Raw genomic sequence first — 18,374 nt, 5'->3', positions numbered from 1 at the left:
TGTAAATGAATGGAATATAGTAGAAAAATAAAGAGCTGTAGGAGAAGGATTCGAACCTCCACAAGGCGGTTAGGTACAGAACAAAATTTGGTGGTCAACCCCAGTCGGACTAACCCGGCTTTATCCTGACTTTTTCCCGTGGTCCTTACCCCCGAGACAGGAGGGCATGGCTGCCAATTTCATCACCCTACAGTGTGTATCAGCGTTGTCGCTTTTGACGGTACAAAAATAGAACACCGTGGAGGCTCTTTGCAAGTTTTGTATGAAAATTTTGAAATATTTATGATTTTTTCAAAAATATTGTCGTAGCGTTGCCTAAATATTAAAAACCGTCGTTGATCCATGGACAAAAATTACGAGATTGATAACGTTGACCTGAAAATTCTGGGGTTGCTGATGCAGGATGCAACGATGCCCTACACGGAAATCGGCAAGCGGATCTTCGTTTCGGGCGGTACTGTCCACGTCCGGATGCGCAAAATGGAACAGATGGGCATTGTGAAGGGATCGACCCTGATGGTGGATCACACGCGCCTGGGCTGGGACATTGCCGCTTTCATTGGTATCTACCTCGATAAAAGCTCGTTGTACGCGGAAGTTGCCGAGCAGCTGATGGAAATCCCTGAAGTCGTCAACATCCACTATACAACCGGTATCTATTCCATTTTTGCCAAGATCGTCTGCCGCGATACGACTCACCTGCGGGAAGTACTGCACGACAAAATTCAGAAGGTAAGCGGCATTCAGCGGACCGAGACGTTCATCTCACTCGAAGAAAGCGTTTCGCGCCCGGTTCCGTTTGCAGAGCCTGTGGTCGGGTAATTTTCTTGCGCTGATGAACGTTCCGCCGCGGGTTTTGTTATATTTTTGCATAAATCTGAGAAAGCAATCATGGCGAAGGAAGCAGATATCCTAGAAGAAATTACCAGTTCCGAATATAAATACGGGTTCGAAACCCTGATCGAAGCCGACGAGGCTCCGGCAGGGCTGAGTGAAGATATTGTACGTTTTATCTCAGCTAAAAAGAACGAACCGGAATGGATGCTGGAATGGAGACTCAAGGCGTATCGCCTTTGGCTTGAAATGACAGAGCCGGTTTGGGCAAATGTACATTACGCAAAAGTCGACTACCAATCAATTAAATATTATTCGGCTCCGAAGCAGAAAAAGGAAGTGAAGTCGCTCGACGACATTGATCCTGAACTGCGCCGGACGTTCGAACGCCTGGGTATTTCCCTTCAGGAGCAGGAACGCCTCTCCGGGGTGGCCGTCGACGCCGTTATCGACTCCGTTTCCATTGCCACTACCTTCAAGGACAAGCTCAAGGAACTGGGTATCATTTTCTGTTCGATGACCGAGGCCATTCAGGAACACCCTGAGCTGGTGAAGAAGTACCTCGGATCCGTCGTTCCTCCGAAAGACAACTATTTTGCCGCCCTCAACTCGGCGGTCTTTTCTGACGGCTCCTTCTGCTACATCCCGAAAGGGGTACGCTGCCCGATGGAACTGTCGACCTATTTCCGTATCAACGCAGCCGGTACCGGCCAGTTTGAGCGTACGCTGATCGTGGCCGATGAAGGCTCCTATGTCAGCTACCTCGAAGGGTGTACCGCTCCGATGCGGGATGAAAACCAGCTGCACGCGGCAGTAGTCGAGCTTATCGCAGCTTCCGACTCTGAAATCAAGTACTCAACGGTACAAAACTGGTATCCGGGTGACAAGGAAGGCCGCGGCGGGATTTACAACTTTGTGACCAAGCGGGGTATCTGCGACGGTCCGAACGCGAAGATCTCCTGGACACAGGTGGAAACGGGTTCTGCCGTGACATGGAAGTACCCGTCCGTTATCCTCAAAGGGGATAATTCCATCGGAGAGTTTTACTCCGTAGCGGTGACGAATAACTTCCAGCAGGCCGATACCGGTACCAAAATGATCCACATCGGGAAGAACACCAAGTCCCGGATTGTTTCCAAAGGTATCTCTGCCGGTCGTTCCCAAAACTCGTACCGGGGTCTGGTGGAAGTCATGAAACGGGCTTCCAACGCCCGTAACTTCTCCCAATGTGATTCCCTGCTGCTGGGAGACAAATGCGGAGCGCATACCTTCCCGTACATCGAAGTGAAAAACAACACGGCGACCGTCGAACACGAAGCGACGACGTCGAAAATCGGAGAAGACCAGCTTTTCTACTGCAACCAGCGGGGTATCCCGACGGAAGCGGCTGTCGCGCTGATCATCAACGGCTACGCCAAGGAAGTACTGAATCAGTTGCCGATGGAATTCGCAGTAGAAGCCCAGAAGCTCCTCGAAATCAGCCTCGAAGGCAGCGTGGGATAAGCGTCGGTACTCCATACGAAGGTCTCGGACCCCGGCCAAAGCCGGGGTTTTTTTAGCATATGACGGATGTGGCGGTGAGAGGCTTTAAGCTGTTGCTGGCCGGCATATTGCCTATAGCTTACGGCTTAAAGCCTATAGCTTAAAGCCCGAAACCCCTCCCGCAATCCCCCCTTCCTATGATTCAGGAAAACGAAGAACTAGAAGACGAACTCTTTGAACATCACCGGATTACCGTTGATGCGGGTCAGAAGATGGTCCGGCTGGACCAGTTTCTCACCGATAAGATTCCAAACGCGACACGGACCAAAATCCAGGCGGCGATCGATGCCGCCGGCGTGAAGGTGAACAGCAACGCGGTGAAGTCCAGCTACAAGGTCAAACCCCTGGACGAAATCATCATCTCCCTGCCGCAGCCGCCCCGTGCCGAAACGGAGCTGATTCCACAGCCGATTCCGCTGGATATCCGGTACGAAGACGACCATCTGCTCGTCCTGTACAAACCTGCCGGCCTGGTGGTTCACCCCGCGTATGGCAACTGGGACGGAACCCTCGTCAACGGCCTGATCTATCACTTTCAGCAACTGCCGACCGGTCGGAACGGGGAAATCCGCCCCGGCCTGGTACACCGGATTGATAAGGATACCTCCGGCCTGATGGTCATTGCCAAGACCGACTATGCCATGAGCCACCTGGCCCGCCAGTTTTTCGAGCATACCATCGAACGGACGTACTATGCGCTTGTTTGGGGAGAGCCGAAAGAAGAGGAAGGGACTATCACCGGGCACATCGGCCGCAGCTCGCGCGACCGGAAAGTAATGGACGTGTACCCCGACGGCGAGCAGGGTAAACACGCCGTCACACACTACAAGGTACTTCGGTACCTGAAGTACGTCAGCCTGGTGCAATGCAACCTCGAAACAGGGCGTACACACCAGATCCGTGCCCACATGCGCTACCTCGGGCATCCGCTCTTCAATGACAGCATGTATGGCGGAGACCGTGTTGTGAAGGGTACGGTATTTACCCGCTACCGGCAATTTGTCGAAAATTGCTTCGCGCTTTGCCCGCGGCAGGCTCTGCATGCCAAGTCTATCGGTTTTGAACACCCGGCGACGGGTGAATGGATGCAGTTTGATTCCGAGCTTGCGCCCGATATTCAGGCTGTTATCGAAAAGTGGGAAAAATACGTTCAGGATTAACCGTTTCTCCATGAGTATCACGATTCGCCGCGCCGAACCGGCTGACGTTCAGGCCATCTTTGACCTCATTACCGAACTGGCTGTTTACGAAAAGGCCGGTCACGAAGTAACCAATACCCCGGAACAACTGCTGAAAGACGGTTTCGGCGAAAACCCTGTTTATGGGACGATTATTGCCGAAAAAGACGGCGTTATCGCGGGTATGTCGTTGTACTACTACCGGTATTCTACCTGGAAAGGCAAGCGGCTGTACCTCGAAGACCTGATCGTCAGGGAAGAGTTCCGCGGCCTCGGCCTCGGTAAAAGCCTCCTCGACGCGACGGTGGAAGAAGCCCGGCGTACCGACTGCACCGGCCTGATGTGGCAGGTACTCGACTGGAACGAACCGTCCATTCAGTTTTACAAAAAGTACGGCGCGCGCCTGGACGGAGAGTGGATCAATTGCCACATCGACTTCTGAACAAATGAAAAAATGGCCGGTTTGGATATTGCTGATGGCCTCGGGTACGGCGGGCGCCCAGTCGTTTGACTTTGGCGGAGGGCCCGTCGCATCGGGTTATACAAAAGTGACGCCCGAGACGCTTTACGACTCCACCCGGGGATATGGATTCTTACCCGGTACGCCTATTACCGGCCTTTTTGCTGTCCGGAAGCGGAATGACTTCGTCACCGCTGCTGCGCCGTTTTATTTCAGCGTCAACCTGCCGGAGGGAAACTATGATGTGGAGTTGCTTCTGGGGGATGAAAAAGGCGCTTCCCAGACAACTGTCAAAGTAGAAAACCGTCGGCTCATGCTGGAAGATATCCGGACGCCGAATCGCAAGCTGGTCCGGAAGAAAATGACGGTCAACGTCCGGACTCCCAACTTACCCAACGGCGGAAAAGTTATCCTGAAACCCAGGGAAAAAGCCTACCGCCATTGGGACGGGCAGTTAACGTTTGAGTTTTCCGGAGAACTGCCGAAAGTCGCTGCGCTGAAGATCCGTCCGAATAAAAAAGCCGTAACCGTTTTTCTGACCGGCAACTCGACGGTGGTCGACCAACCGTATGAACCCTTCGCCGCCTGGGGGCAGATGATCCCGCGCTTTTTTGAGCCGGGGAAAATAGCGGTTGCCAACCATGCGGAATCGGGCGAATCGTTGACGAGCTTTCTTGCGTCGAAACGCTGGGAGAAGGTACTCGGTCTCGTCCGCCCCGGAGATTATGTCTTCATTGAATTCGCCCATAACGATCAGAAACAGAAAGATTTACGGCCATTTGTTGAGTATGCGGGCCTGTTGAAACGCTACATCCAGGATGTCAGGGCAAAAGGCGGTAACCCTGTTCTGGTCACGTCGATGCACCGACGAAAGTTTGATGCGGCGGGACATATCGAAAATACCCTCGGCGATTTTCCGGAGGCGATGCGGAAAACGGCCGGCGAGGAGCATGTTCCGCTGATCGATCTGAATGCGATGAGTAAGCAGCTTTGGGAGGCGCTTGGTCCGGAGGTTTCGCTCAAGGCCTTTGTGCATTACCCGCCGGGCGTGCTACCCGGTCGGCCCGATGGCATTCAGGATAATATCCACTTCAGTAACTACGGCGCGTACCTGCTGGCTCAATGTGTGGTGAAAGGGATCCGGGAAGTCGTGCCGGAACTCGCGCGAAACCTCGTTTCGGATGTACAGGCGATTGATCCCACCCGCCCGATGCTGCCGGAGCAGTTTCACCTGGCGGCGAGCCCGCTCGTGGATCCGTCACGCCCCGACGGCAACTGAAACAGGATGGTGCGGGGTAGGGTAGCTTGAGGGAGGGTGTCGATTTTGTCCGTCCTCCCGATAAGCAAGACCTGATCCCGATGAAAAAATGGCTATGGGCGGCCGGCATACTCGCCAGCTTCTCCCTTTCTGCTCAGAAACTCCCCAAACCGGCGGCTATCCTCGAACCCATGCGCCGGGCGAATGCCTATTTCATGCAGAAATGGCCGGATACCGGTAAGGAAATCGTGACGAACCGGACAAGGCCCAGTAATATCTGGACTCGTGGGGTATACTATGAAGGCCTGATGGCGCTTCACCGGATCGATCCGAAACCGGAATACCTCGACTACGCCCTCAGTTGGGGGCAGGCACATAAATGGGGACTGCGAAACGGAGTAACGACCAAAAATGCGGACGACCAGTGCTGCGGTCAGACGTACATTGATCTCTACCTGCTGGACCCGTCGAAAGAGGAGCGCATCCGCGATATCAAAACCTGTATTGATAATGTGGTGAAGTCGGGCCGTACCGGCGATTGGACCTGGATCGACGCCATCCAGATGGGGATGCCGGTCTATGCTCAATTGGGTGTCATCTACCGCGATACGACCTATTGGGAACAGATGTACCGCATGTTCCGGCATACCCGCGACGCGGAAGGCGGAAAGGGGCTGTATAACCCGGAGGATAAACTTTGGTGGCGGGATAAAGACTTTCTTCCCCCCTACAAAGAACCCAACGGAGAAGATTGCTATTGGTCACGTGGAAATGGCTGGGTAGTAGCGGCGCTCGTTCGGGTACTGGATATTCTTCCGAAAAACGCCCCTCACCGGGACGAATATCAACAAATGCTTGTCGATATGCTCGGCGCGCTGAAGACGATTCAGCGGCCGGATGGGTTCTGGAATGCCAGTTTACACGATCCGTCCAACTACGGCGGAAAAGAAGCGACCGGGACCTCCCTGTTTGTGTATGGAATGGCGTGGGGAATTAACCACGGAATTTTACCCGGGAAAGCATACAAGCCGGTAGTACGCAAGGCCTGGAACGCGCTCGTCAGCGAATCGGTACAGCCGAATGGATTCCTGGGCTATGTCCAGGGAACCGGTAAGGAACCCAAAGACGGGCAGCCGGTCACCGTCTCCAGCGTACCGGATTTTGAAGATTACGGCCTCGGTTGTTTCCTGCTGGCAGGCAGCGAAGTATTCAGGATGGAGAGGCGCTAGGCAATAAGCTGTAAGCTATAGGCGAGAGTATCACTGCTCAAAGGCCTGTAGCTTACAGCTTATTGCTTATAGCCTACTCCCCACCCAGCAAATCCGGTCGCCGCTCACGCGTCCGTTCCACAGACTGCTCGTAGCGCCAGTCCTGGATTTTGGCGTCGTGGCCGGAGAGCAGGACGGGAGGCACGGGTTGTCCTTCCCATTCCGATGGCCGGGTATATACCGGCGGAGCGAGCAGGTTATCCTGAAAAGAGTCGGTGAGGGCAGAGGTTTCATCGCCCAGTACGCCCGGGAGGAGGCGGATAATCGCGTCAGAAATGACGGCAGCGGCCAGTTCTCCGCCCGAGAGTACATAATCTCCGATACTGATTTCCCGGGTGATAAAGGTTTCCCGGATACGTTCGTCCACGCCCTTGTAATGCCCGCAGAGGATGATGATATTCCCGGCGAGGGACAGCTTGTTCGCCGTTTTCTGGTCGAACCGGCCGCCGTCGGGAGCAGTATAAATAATCTCGTCGTACGTACGTTCGGCTTGTAACTGCCGGATAATCTGCGCGATCGGTTCGATCATCAGGACCATACCGGCGCCGCCGCCGAAGGGGTAGTCATCGATTTGTTTGTACTTGCCGATGCCATAGTCGTGCAGGTTGTGCAGGTGAATTTCGGCCAGTTGCTTGTCCTGAGCCCGTTTCACAATCGAATTCTGGAAGAAACTCTCCAGCAATTCCGGTACGGCGGTAATAATATCCAGACGCATAGGTACGTGCAGTTACGCGTGTTCTTCTTCTTCGTCTCCGTCGTCTTTGGACGATTCACTCAGGTAAATATCGAGCAGGCCTTCCGGGAGCGAAACATGCAGCAGCTGCTGATCGTGGTCGGCTTCGCCGATCATTTCATTGATCACGGGGATGAGTACTTCCTTGCCCTGGTAATCCATCACGAGGATATCCTGATGCGAGAAGGAGGCAAATTCCCGGACAGTACCGAGCGGGCCGAGGGTTTTGTCAACGACCTGATACCCGACGACGTCGTGGTAATAAAACTGCCCTTTATCCAGATCCGGGAGGTTATCCAGCGTGAGCCAGAGCTTGGACCCGACGAGGGTCTGGGCTTTGTCGATCGAGTCTACTTCCTCGAACTTCGCGATGATGCGGTTCGGCTGGATGTTGAGCTGTTCGACAAAGAAGGGGATGAGCTGTCCTTTCTGTTCGATGAGGACGCTGTCGAGTTCTTCGTATTCAAACGGGTCGTCCACTTCAAACAGGAGCTGCAATTCGCCCTTGAGTCCGTGTACGCGGGTGATTCGTCCCAGTTCGTAGCAATCTTCCTTGGTCATTGGGAGAGAGGATCTTGTCTAAAAAAGAAGCAAGTCCGCCGGAACGGATCCGGCAGACTTGCCAATTCTTCCGATAACAGGAAAAGAAGCTTATTCTGCAGCGGCTTCTTCGGTAGCTGTTTCGCCTTCGGCAGCGGGAGCCTCTTCGACTGCTGCTTCAGCTTCAACGGCTGCTACCGCTTCCGCGTTTTTCTTCGCGAGTGCTTCAGCCCGTGCCGCGTTTACCTTGGCTTCGGCTTCGAGACGGGATTGCTTCGCATCCGCCTTCTTGGCAGCGTAGCCTTCCTTCGCGGTGGTTACCTGGGCATCTTTGCCAGCCTTCCAGGCAGCGAATTTCTCATCGGCCTGATCCTGAGAGATCGCACCTTTGATTACGCCAACCTGCAGGTGCTTCTTGAGCAGCAGACCTTTGTAAGACAGAATTGCACGGGCCGTGTCCGTCGGCTGAGCTCCGGTGAGCAACCATTTTACGGCGCTTTCCTCGTTGAGGACGATCGTCGCAGGCTGGGTGTTCGGATTGTACGTGCCGAGTTTCTCGATGAAACGACCGTCACGCGGAGCACGAGCGTCAGCTACTACGACGTCGTACATGGCTTGTTTCTTGCGGCCACGACGGGCCAAACGAATTTTTACCATTGTTATTGGGTTTGTGGGGGAACCCGTCCCCCGATTTCCGAATTGGAACGCAAAGGTAGGAAGAAGTTTTGAAGTAACCGTGTTTTCGGTTTTCTGTTTACAGTTTTCTGTCTTCCGTTTTCGGTTAGGGTACCGGGCTCCAGCGTTTCTGCCTCTCTCCGCCACCTGAAAAAGGGTATCTGCTGGATCCCAAACTGCAAACCGGAAACTGAAAACGAAACGTCCCAGGAGCGACTGCCTGTCCCCTAGTTCCCCGGATAATTCTTCCAATTATTCATCGGAAGAATCCGCAGCTCGACGCGGCGGTTGCGGGCCATGCCGGCATTGGGTTTGTCGTTGGGGGCGACGGGCCGAAGCTCGCCGTAGTATTCGATCGTCACGCGGCTGGGGTCTTTCAGCCCGGCGTTGGCGACGTATTTCTTAACGGCTTCCGTCCGGCGGCGCGACAACCGCATGTTATAGGCGTCGGATGCCCGGCGGTCGGTATGGCCCATTACCACCAGGCGGCAATCCCGCGCTTCGTTCAGGTAGGAGATTAGGTCGTTGAGCAGGTTCTTTGCCCCCGGAAGAAGTACCGCCTGGTCTGTCTTGAATTCCACATTGCCGAATACCTGGGTGCAGGTTTCCTTGGGTACCTTCCGGTCGATCATCGGCTGGAGCAGGTCCTTCAGGTTCATGGCGACGCCCGCTCCGGAAACGATGCTGTTGGCCGGGGTGTTGGGTTCCTTGTCGTAGAGATCGGCGACGCCGTCTCCGTCGGTATCGGTGTAGAGGCGGGGGTCAACCGGCGGCGGCATAATGGCTTTTACGCGTGCCAGGGCCGTATCGGCGGTCGGGTTATACGGCGCTTCGATGAGGTCTTTCGGATCGGTCCAGCGAAGGTGGTATACCTGTCCGTTGTCGCGGGGGTACTTTCCGTTAATCGTACCGCGGGCCGCTTTTCGCCCGAGTTTGTAGTTAACTTCCAGTCCAAGCGTACCGTACTTGTCATACGCCGAATCACCGCGCCGGAAGGAGTTATTGCCGCCGGAAGAGGAATAGATCTGGCCCATATTCGAGTTGTCATACCCGCCGAGGGTCATATCCAGTTTTTCGGTGAAGGTATGGTTGAGCGTATACCGCATCCCGATATCGATCCGGGGAGATAGTTCGTACAAAAACCGGATACCCGTCGGAATGACAAGGTCCCGGCTGTACTTCGATCCTGCACCTTCCCAGCCTCCGGCCGTCGTAGAGCTTTTGGGGCCGTTGGAAAAACGGATCAGTTCGTCTTTCAGGTAATTCCGCACCGTTCCGCCCGCGTCTGTAAACTGGTAGTCGCGGATGGCGTACACTTTGGTATTGTAGTAGAGATACCCGATTCCCACAAAAACATCTGCCTTGAGCCGCCGGAGTTTCCGGGTACCGAAGAGCAGCGATTTCAGGTTGGCTTCGAAGTTGAGGCTTCCCTGGAGAATATCGGAGTTGAAGTAATTCGGGCCGTAGGAGAGGCCTTTTGATTCGTTGAGCGGATCGATGTACACAAACCGGTCCTTGCTGCCGCTGAGCGTTCCGAAGCCGAAATTGGCCGATACACCGAAGAGGTGCGAGAGCTGTTTGTTGACCGATAACCCTGCCAGAAACGTCGTCTTTTCCCCCGGCCCATTCGTCAGAAAATCACCTGTCTGCAGATCACCGAAGAACTTGCTGATACCGCCGTGTACCGAGACCGACCAGGTATTCATTTTGTTGAACCCTTCGTAGGACCGGCGAAAACGCTTGGTTTCCGCTTCAGAAAGTACTTTTTGCTGATTCTGTTCCTCGATGGACATCGGCGTCTGGTACTTTTTGGACGGAGTGCCCACCTGCGCCGCCAGGGAAAGAGGCAGCAGGGCGGTCAAGAGACTAACCAGACGGGTTGAAGACAGTTTCATAGTAGACGTCGAAGGAATTTCTTTCGAAAGAAAAAGAAAAAGCAAGCCTGTAAGCCGGGTTCTGTCCGCGATGACTCCCGAAGGAAAGTCGCGGTCTTATCATTTATCCAGAACGGCAGTCACCTGCCGTCTCTAACGACCTACCCACCGGCACCGGGCGAGCAGCCCTTCGTTCCTTGCGGAAACCGCCGGTTTATTTGGTCTTTCAGCCCGTGAGGTTTGCCCTGCCCTGTCAGTCGCCTGACAGGCGGTAGGCTCTTACCCTACCTTTTCACCCTTACCCGGCGGAGCAGGCTCCTCCGGGCGGTATATTTTCTGTGGTACTGGCTGTCGGCCGCCCGTCACCAGACGACCGCCTACCCGTTAGGTAGCACGGTGCTCTATGCTGCCCGGACTTTCCTCTCCCTGTTTGCACAGGCAGCGATAAGACGGCTTGCTTTTTACAAATGTATACGATCTTCCTCCATACGAGCACCTGCGAAGGCGAAAAAAGACGAACCTTCCACATTTGTAACTCGTCCGGACTCCCGCTGCAGGTAAGTCAAAGCCCCTCTACATGCAGGTTGACAGACCCTTTTGCAAATACAATCGCGTAGATCGACCCGTTGGTCAGGTATACCTGATCGGGTTTGACCGACTCAATCTTTCCGTTGAGCGTCACGCCTTTGGCCACCTGGTTGCGGTTCAGTAACGCCTGCACCCGGCGACGGGCTTCCTCGATCGGCTCACCCACAGGGAAGGTAAGCGCCGCCTGAAGCGACTTCCGCAACCGGCTTTGCAACAGCCAGTTGGCCGTCTTGACGAGGAAACTGCGCGTATCCAGATCGTAATCCATGTTCCGGAGCGTCACCGTGCGGGTTACGGGATCGTAATACGGTACTCCCTTGAAATAAATATAGCCGTTCAGACTGCCTTTCAGCCCGGCACGGATGGCAAGCTCGTTCGCGTCGCCGTATAGTTTCACGTCGGTAACTTCCACGTCGTACTTGCCGTAGTGGAAATGCTGGCCGACGACCGTATCCGATACCATTTTTTCGGCTTCCGCGTGTGACAGCTCGCTGACAAGCCCGATGGTGAAATCGTCGCTGACCGACGGTGAAATCTTCAGATCGGGCACCTGCGTCACCGGTGTTACGACGGGTTTATCCCCGAAAACGGTCTCCGTATAAGTCTGAATACCCACAACTGCCCGAAGATTCTTGCCGTCTGCCCGGAAAGGCGTCATTTCAATCCCGACCGGCGTCACCTTCAGCCAGGTACGGTACTTCTCCGATACCTGATACGGCTGGAGGGCGGCATTCCAGGCCTGCAAGACGTACTTACGGATTTCGATGTTCTTCCGGACGGCTTCATCCACACCGTCTTCGATGGATTCCTTCTTTGAGTTAAGCGATTTTTCGACAATACCGGCTACCGGAATAGAAACGGGACCCAGTTTAAGCACAGGTTTTGTCACCCAGTCAAATCCCTGAAGCTCGGTTTCCGTCCGCGCTTCCCAGTTGGGAGCTACCGAAAAGCGCGTTGTCAGGCGTACGTTCAGGTCAAACTGAATTTCTTTTTCGGTGGAAAGGCCGAGCAGGCTGTACCGGGTTTTAATCCAGACTTTGAGGGGAACCACCAGTTGCAGACTGCTGCCGGGCGAAGCCGGAAGCGGGCCGCCCGCTGCCGGCGTACCGTTTTTGGCCGGGATGGCCTGAGGAGCCACCGAAATCCGGCCGCGTTTCCACACCCGGACCTGCATGTCGTCTCCGTCATCATAGCTCAGGTCCTCGTAAATGAGGTCCTGCAGATTGGCATTGATCTGCTGTTCGACATCCCGGAGGGAAATGTCAACCGGAATATTCAGGGTAGACAGGTAACGACGACTTTCCACTTGCTTTTTCGTATAGAGGTACGATTCCTTCGGCGCCGGCGGACCCGCCGGGCCTTTCGGCTGACATCCCCACAAAAACAGGGCCAAAAGGCCCAAAAACCAAAACGAACGTACCGGATTACTTGATCCGGACCAGGGTAGCTCCATACCCGAATTTTTCTTTGCGGGCGTCGGAGAAATAGGCGACATGCGGGTGTTTGCCGAGTTTGCGGTGTAATTCAGTGCGAAGCGTGCCGTTTCCGACGCCATGAATAAAGGTGATTTCATCCACGCCGTGCGCGATGGCATTCTCCAACGCTTTTTCGAACGTTTTTAGTTGCAGATCCAGTATTTCAAGCGGGTCCATTGCCAGAAAATCCCGGGACAGTTTTTCGATGTGCAGGTCTACCGTTTCTTCCGGTTTGGGCAGATCGGGCAGGGTATCGGCTTTGGGCGCTCCTTCGAGGCTGGCTTTCAGTTGCTCGGCGCGGACGGGCTCCTGCCCATCGAGCTGGAAGAGATGTCCCGATTTATCCAGCACGGGTACCCGCTGCGTGGTTTTGAAGAAGGTAGCCGCCCGGAAGCGAAGTTTCTTCTCCAGCGGCGCACGAAGCTGCATGAATGCCGGGCGGCTGAACAGGGCCTGAACAGTGAAAACACCCCAGCTTTCGAAGTCTTTCACGAGCCAGTCGCCCGCTTTCAGGCTGCTGCGGCCCTTGAGCGATCCGGCCGCCAGGCTGCGGAAATGCGGCTCGGCGCCATTGGTGAGCGTGAAGGGAATGTCCCAGTCGGTATTGTTAATGACATAGAGGGTCATCTCCCGGTCATTGACCGGAATAAACGCGAGGTAAAGACCCTGATTGGCTACGATTTCCGAGGCGCGGGGGCGCTCGGTCTGGGCGGGTTCCACGCCGCGGAACCGGTTTTTTTCTTCCGGAGAAACAAGAGCTACCTCCCGCTTCTGCACCGGGATACGGAAGCCGTCCTCGATTTCCACTTCTACAATATCCCCCGGCAGGAATTTGGTGATGATACCTTCTTCCCGACCGTGGACCAGCCGTACTCTGTCTCCGATATTCATAGTCTCAGAACTGTTTCAGGGCGCAAAAGTAGGAATCCGCCGCGGGATGCCCCGGATTTTTTGGCGGGATGTGCGGCAGCCGATTCTGACCGCTTACGAGTTCGTCTGGTATCTTCCTTGATTTCGAGGGATAAAAACTCTTATTTTGACCTTCTGTTTTCCGCTCACCGTCGGATGAAGCTTATCTACTCCTTATTGCTGACTCTTTGGGTGTTTCCCACCCTTGCCCAGCAGGTACCGCTGACCCGTTCGATTTCCAGTGCCCGCCGGGAACTGGACGAGTGGAAGCGCGCACATACCAGCGAGGAGGACACCCGGCAGAGCCTCGACCTGTACGAAAAGCTGACGAATCTGTACATCGAACAATCCGACAGCTACGACGATTCGGATGGCGACCTTGATTCGGCCTACTATTACAACGACCTCCACCTGAAGGCGGCTGTAGCCCTTGGCTATGAATTAGCGGAAGCGGACGCTCTCACGCTGAAAGGTCGTATCGCCCACCTTGATCTGCACTACCGGGAATCCTACCTGGCAAACTACCAGGCCTATAATCTCTATCTCAAATACCCGCCCGATCAGTGCCGCTACCTCTTCGAATGCCTGAAACGCATGGGCCGGATTCAGTATACGACGCTGGAGGACTATCCTCAGGCGCTGCGTTTCTTTGAAAAAGGAGAACAGATTTCACGGACGGACGAACAGCGGGCGTTCATGCTCCGACAGGTAGGACTTTGCTACCGGAAGATGAACAAGCCCAAGGTCGCCAAGCAGTATTTCGAGCGGGCGCTGGGCCTGGCCCGGAAAGCCAACCGGACCTATGAAATCGGGATGACGCTCAATTTCCTCGGCGAAATCTACGAGCGCCTCGGCGATACGTCCCGGGCGATAGACCTCTTTCATCAGGCCATCCGGTCTGACAGCAGTACCATTACCCGGTCGACGAGCAACCTCTACCTCGCACAGCTTTCGCTCAGGCAGGGAGACGCCCGCGCCGCTATCGGTTTTGCGGAAGCAGCGCTGCGGAATGCCCGCATGGAAAGCAATAACCTGGCCGACCGGGCGGAAGCATTGCAGTACCTCGCCGAGTCCTACAAGGTTCTTGGCCATTTCGACAAAGCCCTTGAATACCACGAGCAGTACAAGGCCACAAACGACAGTCTTCCGAAAAACGCCGGTCTCCAGGATTTCTATAAAATCATGGTGGAATCAGAGCGCGAAAAACTGGCTGAAAAGCAGCAGGAAGCTGACCGGGAGCGGAAAATGAAGCTCTGGTTTGTCGGCGCGGCCGTACTTTTCTGGGGCATCGGAGCGATGCTCTTCTTCCTGTACCGGACGGTTCAGAAAAAGAAGGAGGAGATCGCCCTTCAGAAAGAAAAAATCGAAGAACTCAACGAAACCCTGGAAGAGCGTGTCGAAAGCCGTACCCAGGAGCTCAAACAGGCCAACGAAGAGCTGATCCAGAAAAACCGGGAAATTTCCGAAGCGCTCGTACGCGGACAGACGATGGAGCGGAAGCGTGTGGCGGCTGAGCTGCACGACAACCTCGGCGGCCTGCTGGCGGCTACCCGGATGACAATCAAGGCCCTCGATCCGAAGAACCTGACGGTACGGGAGCAGGAAATTTACAGCGAGGTATTGTCGATGATGGGAGAAGCCTACCAGGAAGTCCGCTACATCTCCCACAACATGCTTCCGGAAGAGCTTGAAAAACACGGTTTGGTGGAGAGCCTTACCCGCCTGGTCCGGGTGCTGAACAACGGCCGCGGACAAACCCGTTTTGATCTGACTGTCAAAGGATTGGATGGTCGGTTGTCTCGGGAAGTGGAGTTCAACCTTTATAATGTGTGCCTGGAGCTCTGTAACAATATTCTCAAACATGCCGAAGCGCAGCTGGCGGAGATTGTCGTCGAAAAAAAACAGCCGAAACCCTGAACGTAACCGTGCAGGACAACGGGCGGGGATTCAACATCCAGGGCCATTTCGACGGCATTGGCCTCAAGAATATCCGGGAACGGATGGAGGCCATCGGCGGCGTCATGATCATCAGCTCCTCTCCGCAGATCGGTACCCGTTTCGACCTGTCCCTGGCTGTCTGAAGTCTTTCCTCTTCTGACTTAATTTTTCGGTCTTCTGTCTCAGAGATCGCCGAACCCTGATATTTTTGTCATTCGTACTCCAAACAATTTCTTATCTATGCCCTTATTAGAAGGAAAAGTCGCCCTGGTAACGGGTGCATCCCGGGGAATCGGCCGGGCGATTGCCACCCGTTTTGCCCAGGAGGGGGCCTCTGTTGCGTTTACCTATCTCTCAAGCGTAGAAAAAGGCCAGGCGCTGGAAGCGGAATTGGCCGCTCTGGGCGTTAAGGCGAAAGGATATCGTTCGGACGCGTCCGATTTTCAGGCAGCGGAAGAACTGGTCAATCAGGTTATTGCCGATTTCGGCAAACTGGATGTACTGGTGAACAACGCCGGCATCACGCGTGACGGTCTGCTCATGCGCATGACGGAAGAAGCCTGGGATGAAGTACTCCGGGTCAACCTGAAATCGGTTTTCAACCTCACCAAGGCGGCAACCCGCCCGATGATGAAGGCGAAAAGCGGTTCCATTATCAACCTGACGTCGGTTGTCGGACTTCGCGGAAACGCCGGACAGGCCAACTACGCGGCGTCGAAAGCCGGTATCGTCGGATTTACCAAGTCGGTCGCCCTCGAACTGGGCAGCCGGAATATCCGCTCCAACGCCATCGCTCCGGGCTTCATCGTCACCGAAATGACGGGCGAAGTGAACGAGAAGGCTGTTGCCGACTGGATGAACTCCATCCCGATGAAGCGGGGAGGAGAGCCGGAAGAAGTGGCCGACGCCTGCGTTTTCCTGGGTTCTGACATGTCGCGGTACATCACCGGACAGGTTATTCAGGTAGACGGAGGTATCTTAACCTAGTCACACAGTAGCGGGGCCTGGCAATGAGCGGGGCCCCGCTCCAAAATCACCGGGAGTTTGAACGTCGTTTTTCAGTCGTCACCGTGGTGGATTCTGCTCTGTCTGCTGGCAGGCGGCCTCTATGCCTTTCTTCTCTATCAACCCCAGCCGTCGTGGAGCAAGCGGACCAACCTTCTGCTGGCTGCGCTGCGGTTTTTGTCGGTTACAGGACTGTGTCTGCTGCTGCTGAACCTGCTGCTCCGCCAGACTGAAGTACGTGTAGAAAAGAAAACGGTGGTACTGGCGCTGGATAACTCCGCCTCGCTCGGCAAAGCGGGGGCTGCCGCTATTCCCGGCCTGCAATCGCTCCGCGAAAGCCTGGAAGACAAAGGCTATGCCGTTGAGTGGCAGACTCTTCAGGACCGTCCGCCCGCCACACTGGACTCCGTTCGCTTCAACCAGAAAACAACCGACCTTTCACGTTTACTGGGTACTGTCAAAAGCAATTTTGAAGGCCGTAACGTTACCGATGTGATTCTGCTTTCGGATGGTATCGTCAACCAGGGTACTTCTCCCGCGTTCGGCAGCTATTCTTTCCCGATTCATACTATCGCGGTTGGAGATACCGTCCCGAAGAAGGACGTCAGTATCAAATCGGTCTATGCCAATCAGATAGCTTACTTAGGGAACCAGTTTCCGGTTCAGGCAGAAGTTCGGGCAGACGGGTATGCGGGCCGTTCGGCGACGGTAACCCTCCGTCGGGGCGGTGAGGTCGTCGGTCAGCAGGCTGTTTCCTTTCCAAGAGAGTCGAATGTTGTTTCCGTGCAGTTTCTTGCGCAGGCACAGGCAAAGGGCGTACAGCACCTGGTGGTGGAGGTGTCGCCGCTTCCGGGCGAACACACCGTACAGAATAACCGCCGCGATGTGTATGTGGAAGTCATCGACGGACGGCAGAAGATACTCCTGGTCGCATCTGCTCCGCACCCCGATATCAAGGCGCTGCGAAGTATTATTGAGAAAAACGAGAACCTGGAATTTCAGTTTCAGATTGTCAATCCGTTGTCCCCGGCGCCGGCGACAGACCAGAAATACGATCTGGTCATCTTCCACCAGCAGCCCGACCAGACGAACTCCTCTGCCGGATACCTGAAGAAATGGCTCGATTCAGGTACGCCGGTTTTCTGGATTGTCGGTGCGCAGACAAACCTCAACGCGCTGAACAATCTCCAGCAGGCGGCGCAGGTATTGTCGCAGGGCAGCCAGACCGACCAGGTAACGGGCTTTTACAACCGGAATTTCACCCGCCTCAACCTCGATGCCGCTCAGATGGAGCTCATCCGGAAGCTGCCGCCGATGACGGTGCCTTTCGGAGATGTGCGGGTACTGGCTAATTCGGAAGTGGTTCTTTACCAGAAGAAAAACAACGTCGAAACGACAAAACCCCTGCTGCTACTGCATTCCGGCGGTCGCAGAAGCGCGGTATTGCTCGGCGAAGGTCTCTGGGAATGGCGGCTGGAAGAGTATAACCTGACGGAAAAACAGGAGGTAGTAGACGGCCTTTTCACGAAAATCATCCAGTACCTTTCATCCAAGGACGACAAGCGCAAGCTCCGGGTCTATCCGGTTCAGAACCAGTTCCAGACGGAAGAGCGGGTATCCTTCGAAACAGAGATCTACAACGACATTTACGAACGGATATACGGACAGACCGTCAACCTGAAAGTAACCGGAGAAAAAGGCGAACCGCGTACCTATTCCTACACCGCATCCCAGAGCCGGTTTGATATCAGTAATCTGCCGGCGGGTGTATACCACTATTCGGCTACGGCGAAAGTATTGGGAAAGGACGAATCGGCGGCAGGGCAGTTTGTCGTGCGCGACGAGCAGATGGAGCTGTCCAATACCACTGCCGACTTCAACCTCCTGCGGCAGCTCAGCCAGCAGACATCCGGGCATTTTTACCTGGCAAGCCAGATTCCGGAGCTGACTGCACGGTTGGAAAAGCGGGATACGCCCGACCGGATCTCGAGTACGGAAGACCTTCGGGAGGCCATCAACCTGCGCTGGGTGTTTTTCCTGCTGGTCGCATTGCTGACGCTGGAGTGGGGCGTGCGGAAATTCATGGGCGGATATTGA

At 54.9% G+C, this 18,374-nt stretch carries 16 protein-coding genes and 1 other RNA gene; 10 read left to right on the top strand and 7 right to left on the bottom strand.

Going from position 1 to position 18,374, the window contains the following annotated elements; all coding sequences use genetic code 11:
- Positions 1 to 342: 342 nt before the first annotated feature.
- The 6 genes from BLR09_RS05125 to BLR09_RS05100 all read left to right on the top strand — a co-directional run bounded on the left by BLR09_RS05125 (position 343) and on the right by BLR09_RS05100 (position 6,501).
- Positions 343 to 822, top strand: a complete 480-nt coding sequence (locus BLR09_RS05125) for an Lrp/AsnC ligand binding domain-containing protein (protein WP_093198657.1) — start codon at positions 343 to 345, stop codon at positions 820 to 822.
- Between the two features lie 69 nt (positions 823 to 891).
- Positions 892 to 2,337, top strand: coding sequence for a Fe-S cluster assembly protein SufB (sufB, locus tag BLR09_RS05120; protein WP_093198655.1), 1,446 nt, complete (start codon positions 892 to 894; stop codon positions 2,335 to 2,337).
- 176 nt (positions 2,338 to 2,513) lie between these two features.
- Positions 2,514 to 3,536, top strand: coding sequence for an RluA family pseudouridine synthase (locus BLR09_RS05115; RefSeq protein ID WP_093198653.1), 1,023 nt, complete (start codon positions 2,514 to 2,516; stop codon positions 3,534 to 3,536).
- Between the two features lie 10 nt (positions 3,537 to 3,546).
- A complete protein-coding gene (locus BLR09_RS05110; RefSeq protein ID WP_093198651.1) occupies positions 3,547 to 3,996 on the top strand; it encodes a GNAT family N-acetyltransferase in 450 nt (149 codons plus the stop codon).
- A 4-nt stretch (positions 3,997 to 4,000) separates the two neighbouring features.
- Positions 4,001 to 5,293 (top strand): rhamnogalacturonan acetylesterase, encoded by a 1,293-nt coding sequence (locus BLR09_RS05105; RefSeq protein WP_093198649.1) that lies wholly within the window; start codon positions 4,001 to 4,003, stop codon positions 5,291 to 5,293.
- Between the two features lie 80 nt (positions 5,294 to 5,373).
- Entirely contained in the window at positions 5,374 to 6,501 is a 1,128-nt protein-coding gene (locus tag BLR09_RS05100) for a glycoside hydrolase family 88/105 protein (protein WP_093198647.1), read from the top strand.
- 73 nt (positions 6,502 to 6,574) lie between these two features.
- Here the strand turns inward: BLR09_RS05100 and trmD are convergent, their stop codons facing one another.
- From trmD to BLR09_RS05065, 7 genes are all read right to left on the bottom strand, one after another.
- Positions 6,575 to 7,255: a tRNA (guanosine(37)-N1)-methyltransferase TrmD gene (gene trmD / locus BLR09_RS05095; RefSeq protein ID WP_093198645.1), complete on the bottom strand. Its 681-nt coding sequence runs from the start codon at positions 7,253 to 7,255 to the stop codon at positions 6,575 to 6,577.
- Between the two features lie 12 nt (positions 7,256 to 7,267).
- Complete coding sequence (rimM, locus tag BLR09_RS05090; RefSeq protein ID WP_093198643.1) at positions 7,268 to 7,834, bottom strand: ribosome maturation factor RimM; 567 nt, start codon at positions 7,832 to 7,834, stop codon at positions 7,268 to 7,270.
- A 90-nt stretch (positions 7,835 to 7,924) separates the two neighbouring features.
- On the bottom strand, positions 7,925 to 8,470 hold the full coding sequence (locus BLR09_RS05085; RefSeq protein ID WP_093198642.1) for a 30S ribosomal protein S16: 546 nt from the start codon (positions 8,468 to 8,470) through the stop codon (positions 7,925 to 7,927).
- 245 nt (positions 8,471 to 8,715) lie between these two features.
- Positions 8,716 to 10,383 (bottom strand): OmpA family protein, encoded by a 1,668-nt coding sequence (locus BLR09_RS05080; protein WP_245689869.1) that lies wholly within the window; start codon positions 10,381 to 10,383, stop codon positions 8,716 to 8,718.
- 34 nt (positions 10,384 to 10,417) lie between these two features.
- Positions 10,418 to 10,823: RNase P RNA component class A (rnpB, locus tag BLR09_RS05075), an RNA gene on the bottom strand.
- Between the two features lie 101 nt (positions 10,824 to 10,924).
- Positions 10,925 to 12,256, bottom strand: coding sequence for a DUF4403 family protein (locus BLR09_RS05070; protein WP_176785459.1), 1,332 nt, complete (start codon positions 12,254 to 12,256; stop codon positions 10,925 to 10,927).
- Between the two features lie 118 nt (positions 12,257 to 12,374).
- Positions 12,375 to 13,316: a Smr/MutS family protein gene (locus BLR09_RS05065; protein WP_093198638.1), complete on the bottom strand. Its 942-nt coding sequence runs from the start codon at positions 13,314 to 13,316 to the stop codon at positions 12,375 to 12,377.
- Positions 13,317 to 13,490: 174 nt separating this feature from the next.
- On the opposite strand from BLR09_RS05065, the gene BLR09_RS05060 reads away from it, so the two are divergent.
- From BLR09_RS05060 to BLR09_RS05050, 4 genes are all read left to right on the top strand, one after another.
- On the top strand, positions 13,491 to 15,251 hold the full coding sequence (locus tag BLR09_RS05060; RefSeq protein WP_093198635.1) for a tetratricopeptide repeat-containing sensor histidine kinase: 1,761 nt from the start codon (positions 13,491 to 13,493) through the stop codon (positions 15,249 to 15,251).
- Positions 15,252 to 15,259: 8 nt separating this feature from the next.
- Positions 15,260 to 15,415: a hypothetical protein gene (locus tag BLR09_RS25450; RefSeq protein ID WP_176785458.1), complete on the top strand. Its 156-nt coding sequence runs from the start codon at positions 15,260 to 15,262 to the stop codon at positions 15,413 to 15,415.
- Between the two features lie 97 nt (positions 15,416 to 15,512).
- The gene (fabG, locus tag BLR09_RS05055) at positions 15,513 to 16,259 is read left to right on the top strand and encodes a 3-oxoacyl-[acyl-carrier-protein] reductase (protein WP_093198634.1); all 747 of its coding nucleotides are present in this window, start codon (positions 15,513 to 15,515) and stop codon (positions 16,257 to 16,259) included.
- Positions 16,260 to 16,316: 57 nt separating this feature from the next.
- Complete coding sequence (locus BLR09_RS05050) at positions 16,317 to 18,374, top strand: GGDEF domain-containing protein (protein WP_093198631.1); 2,058 nt, start codon at positions 16,317 to 16,319, stop codon at positions 18,372 to 18,374.

Source organism: Siphonobacter aquaeclarae, from assembly GCF_900103285.1.
GTDB classification, from domain to species: domain Bacteria; phylum Bacteroidota; class Bacteroidia; order Cytophagales; family Spirosomataceae; genus Siphonobacter; species Siphonobacter aquaeclarae.
This window is presented reverse-complemented; position numbering and strand designations above follow the sequence as displayed.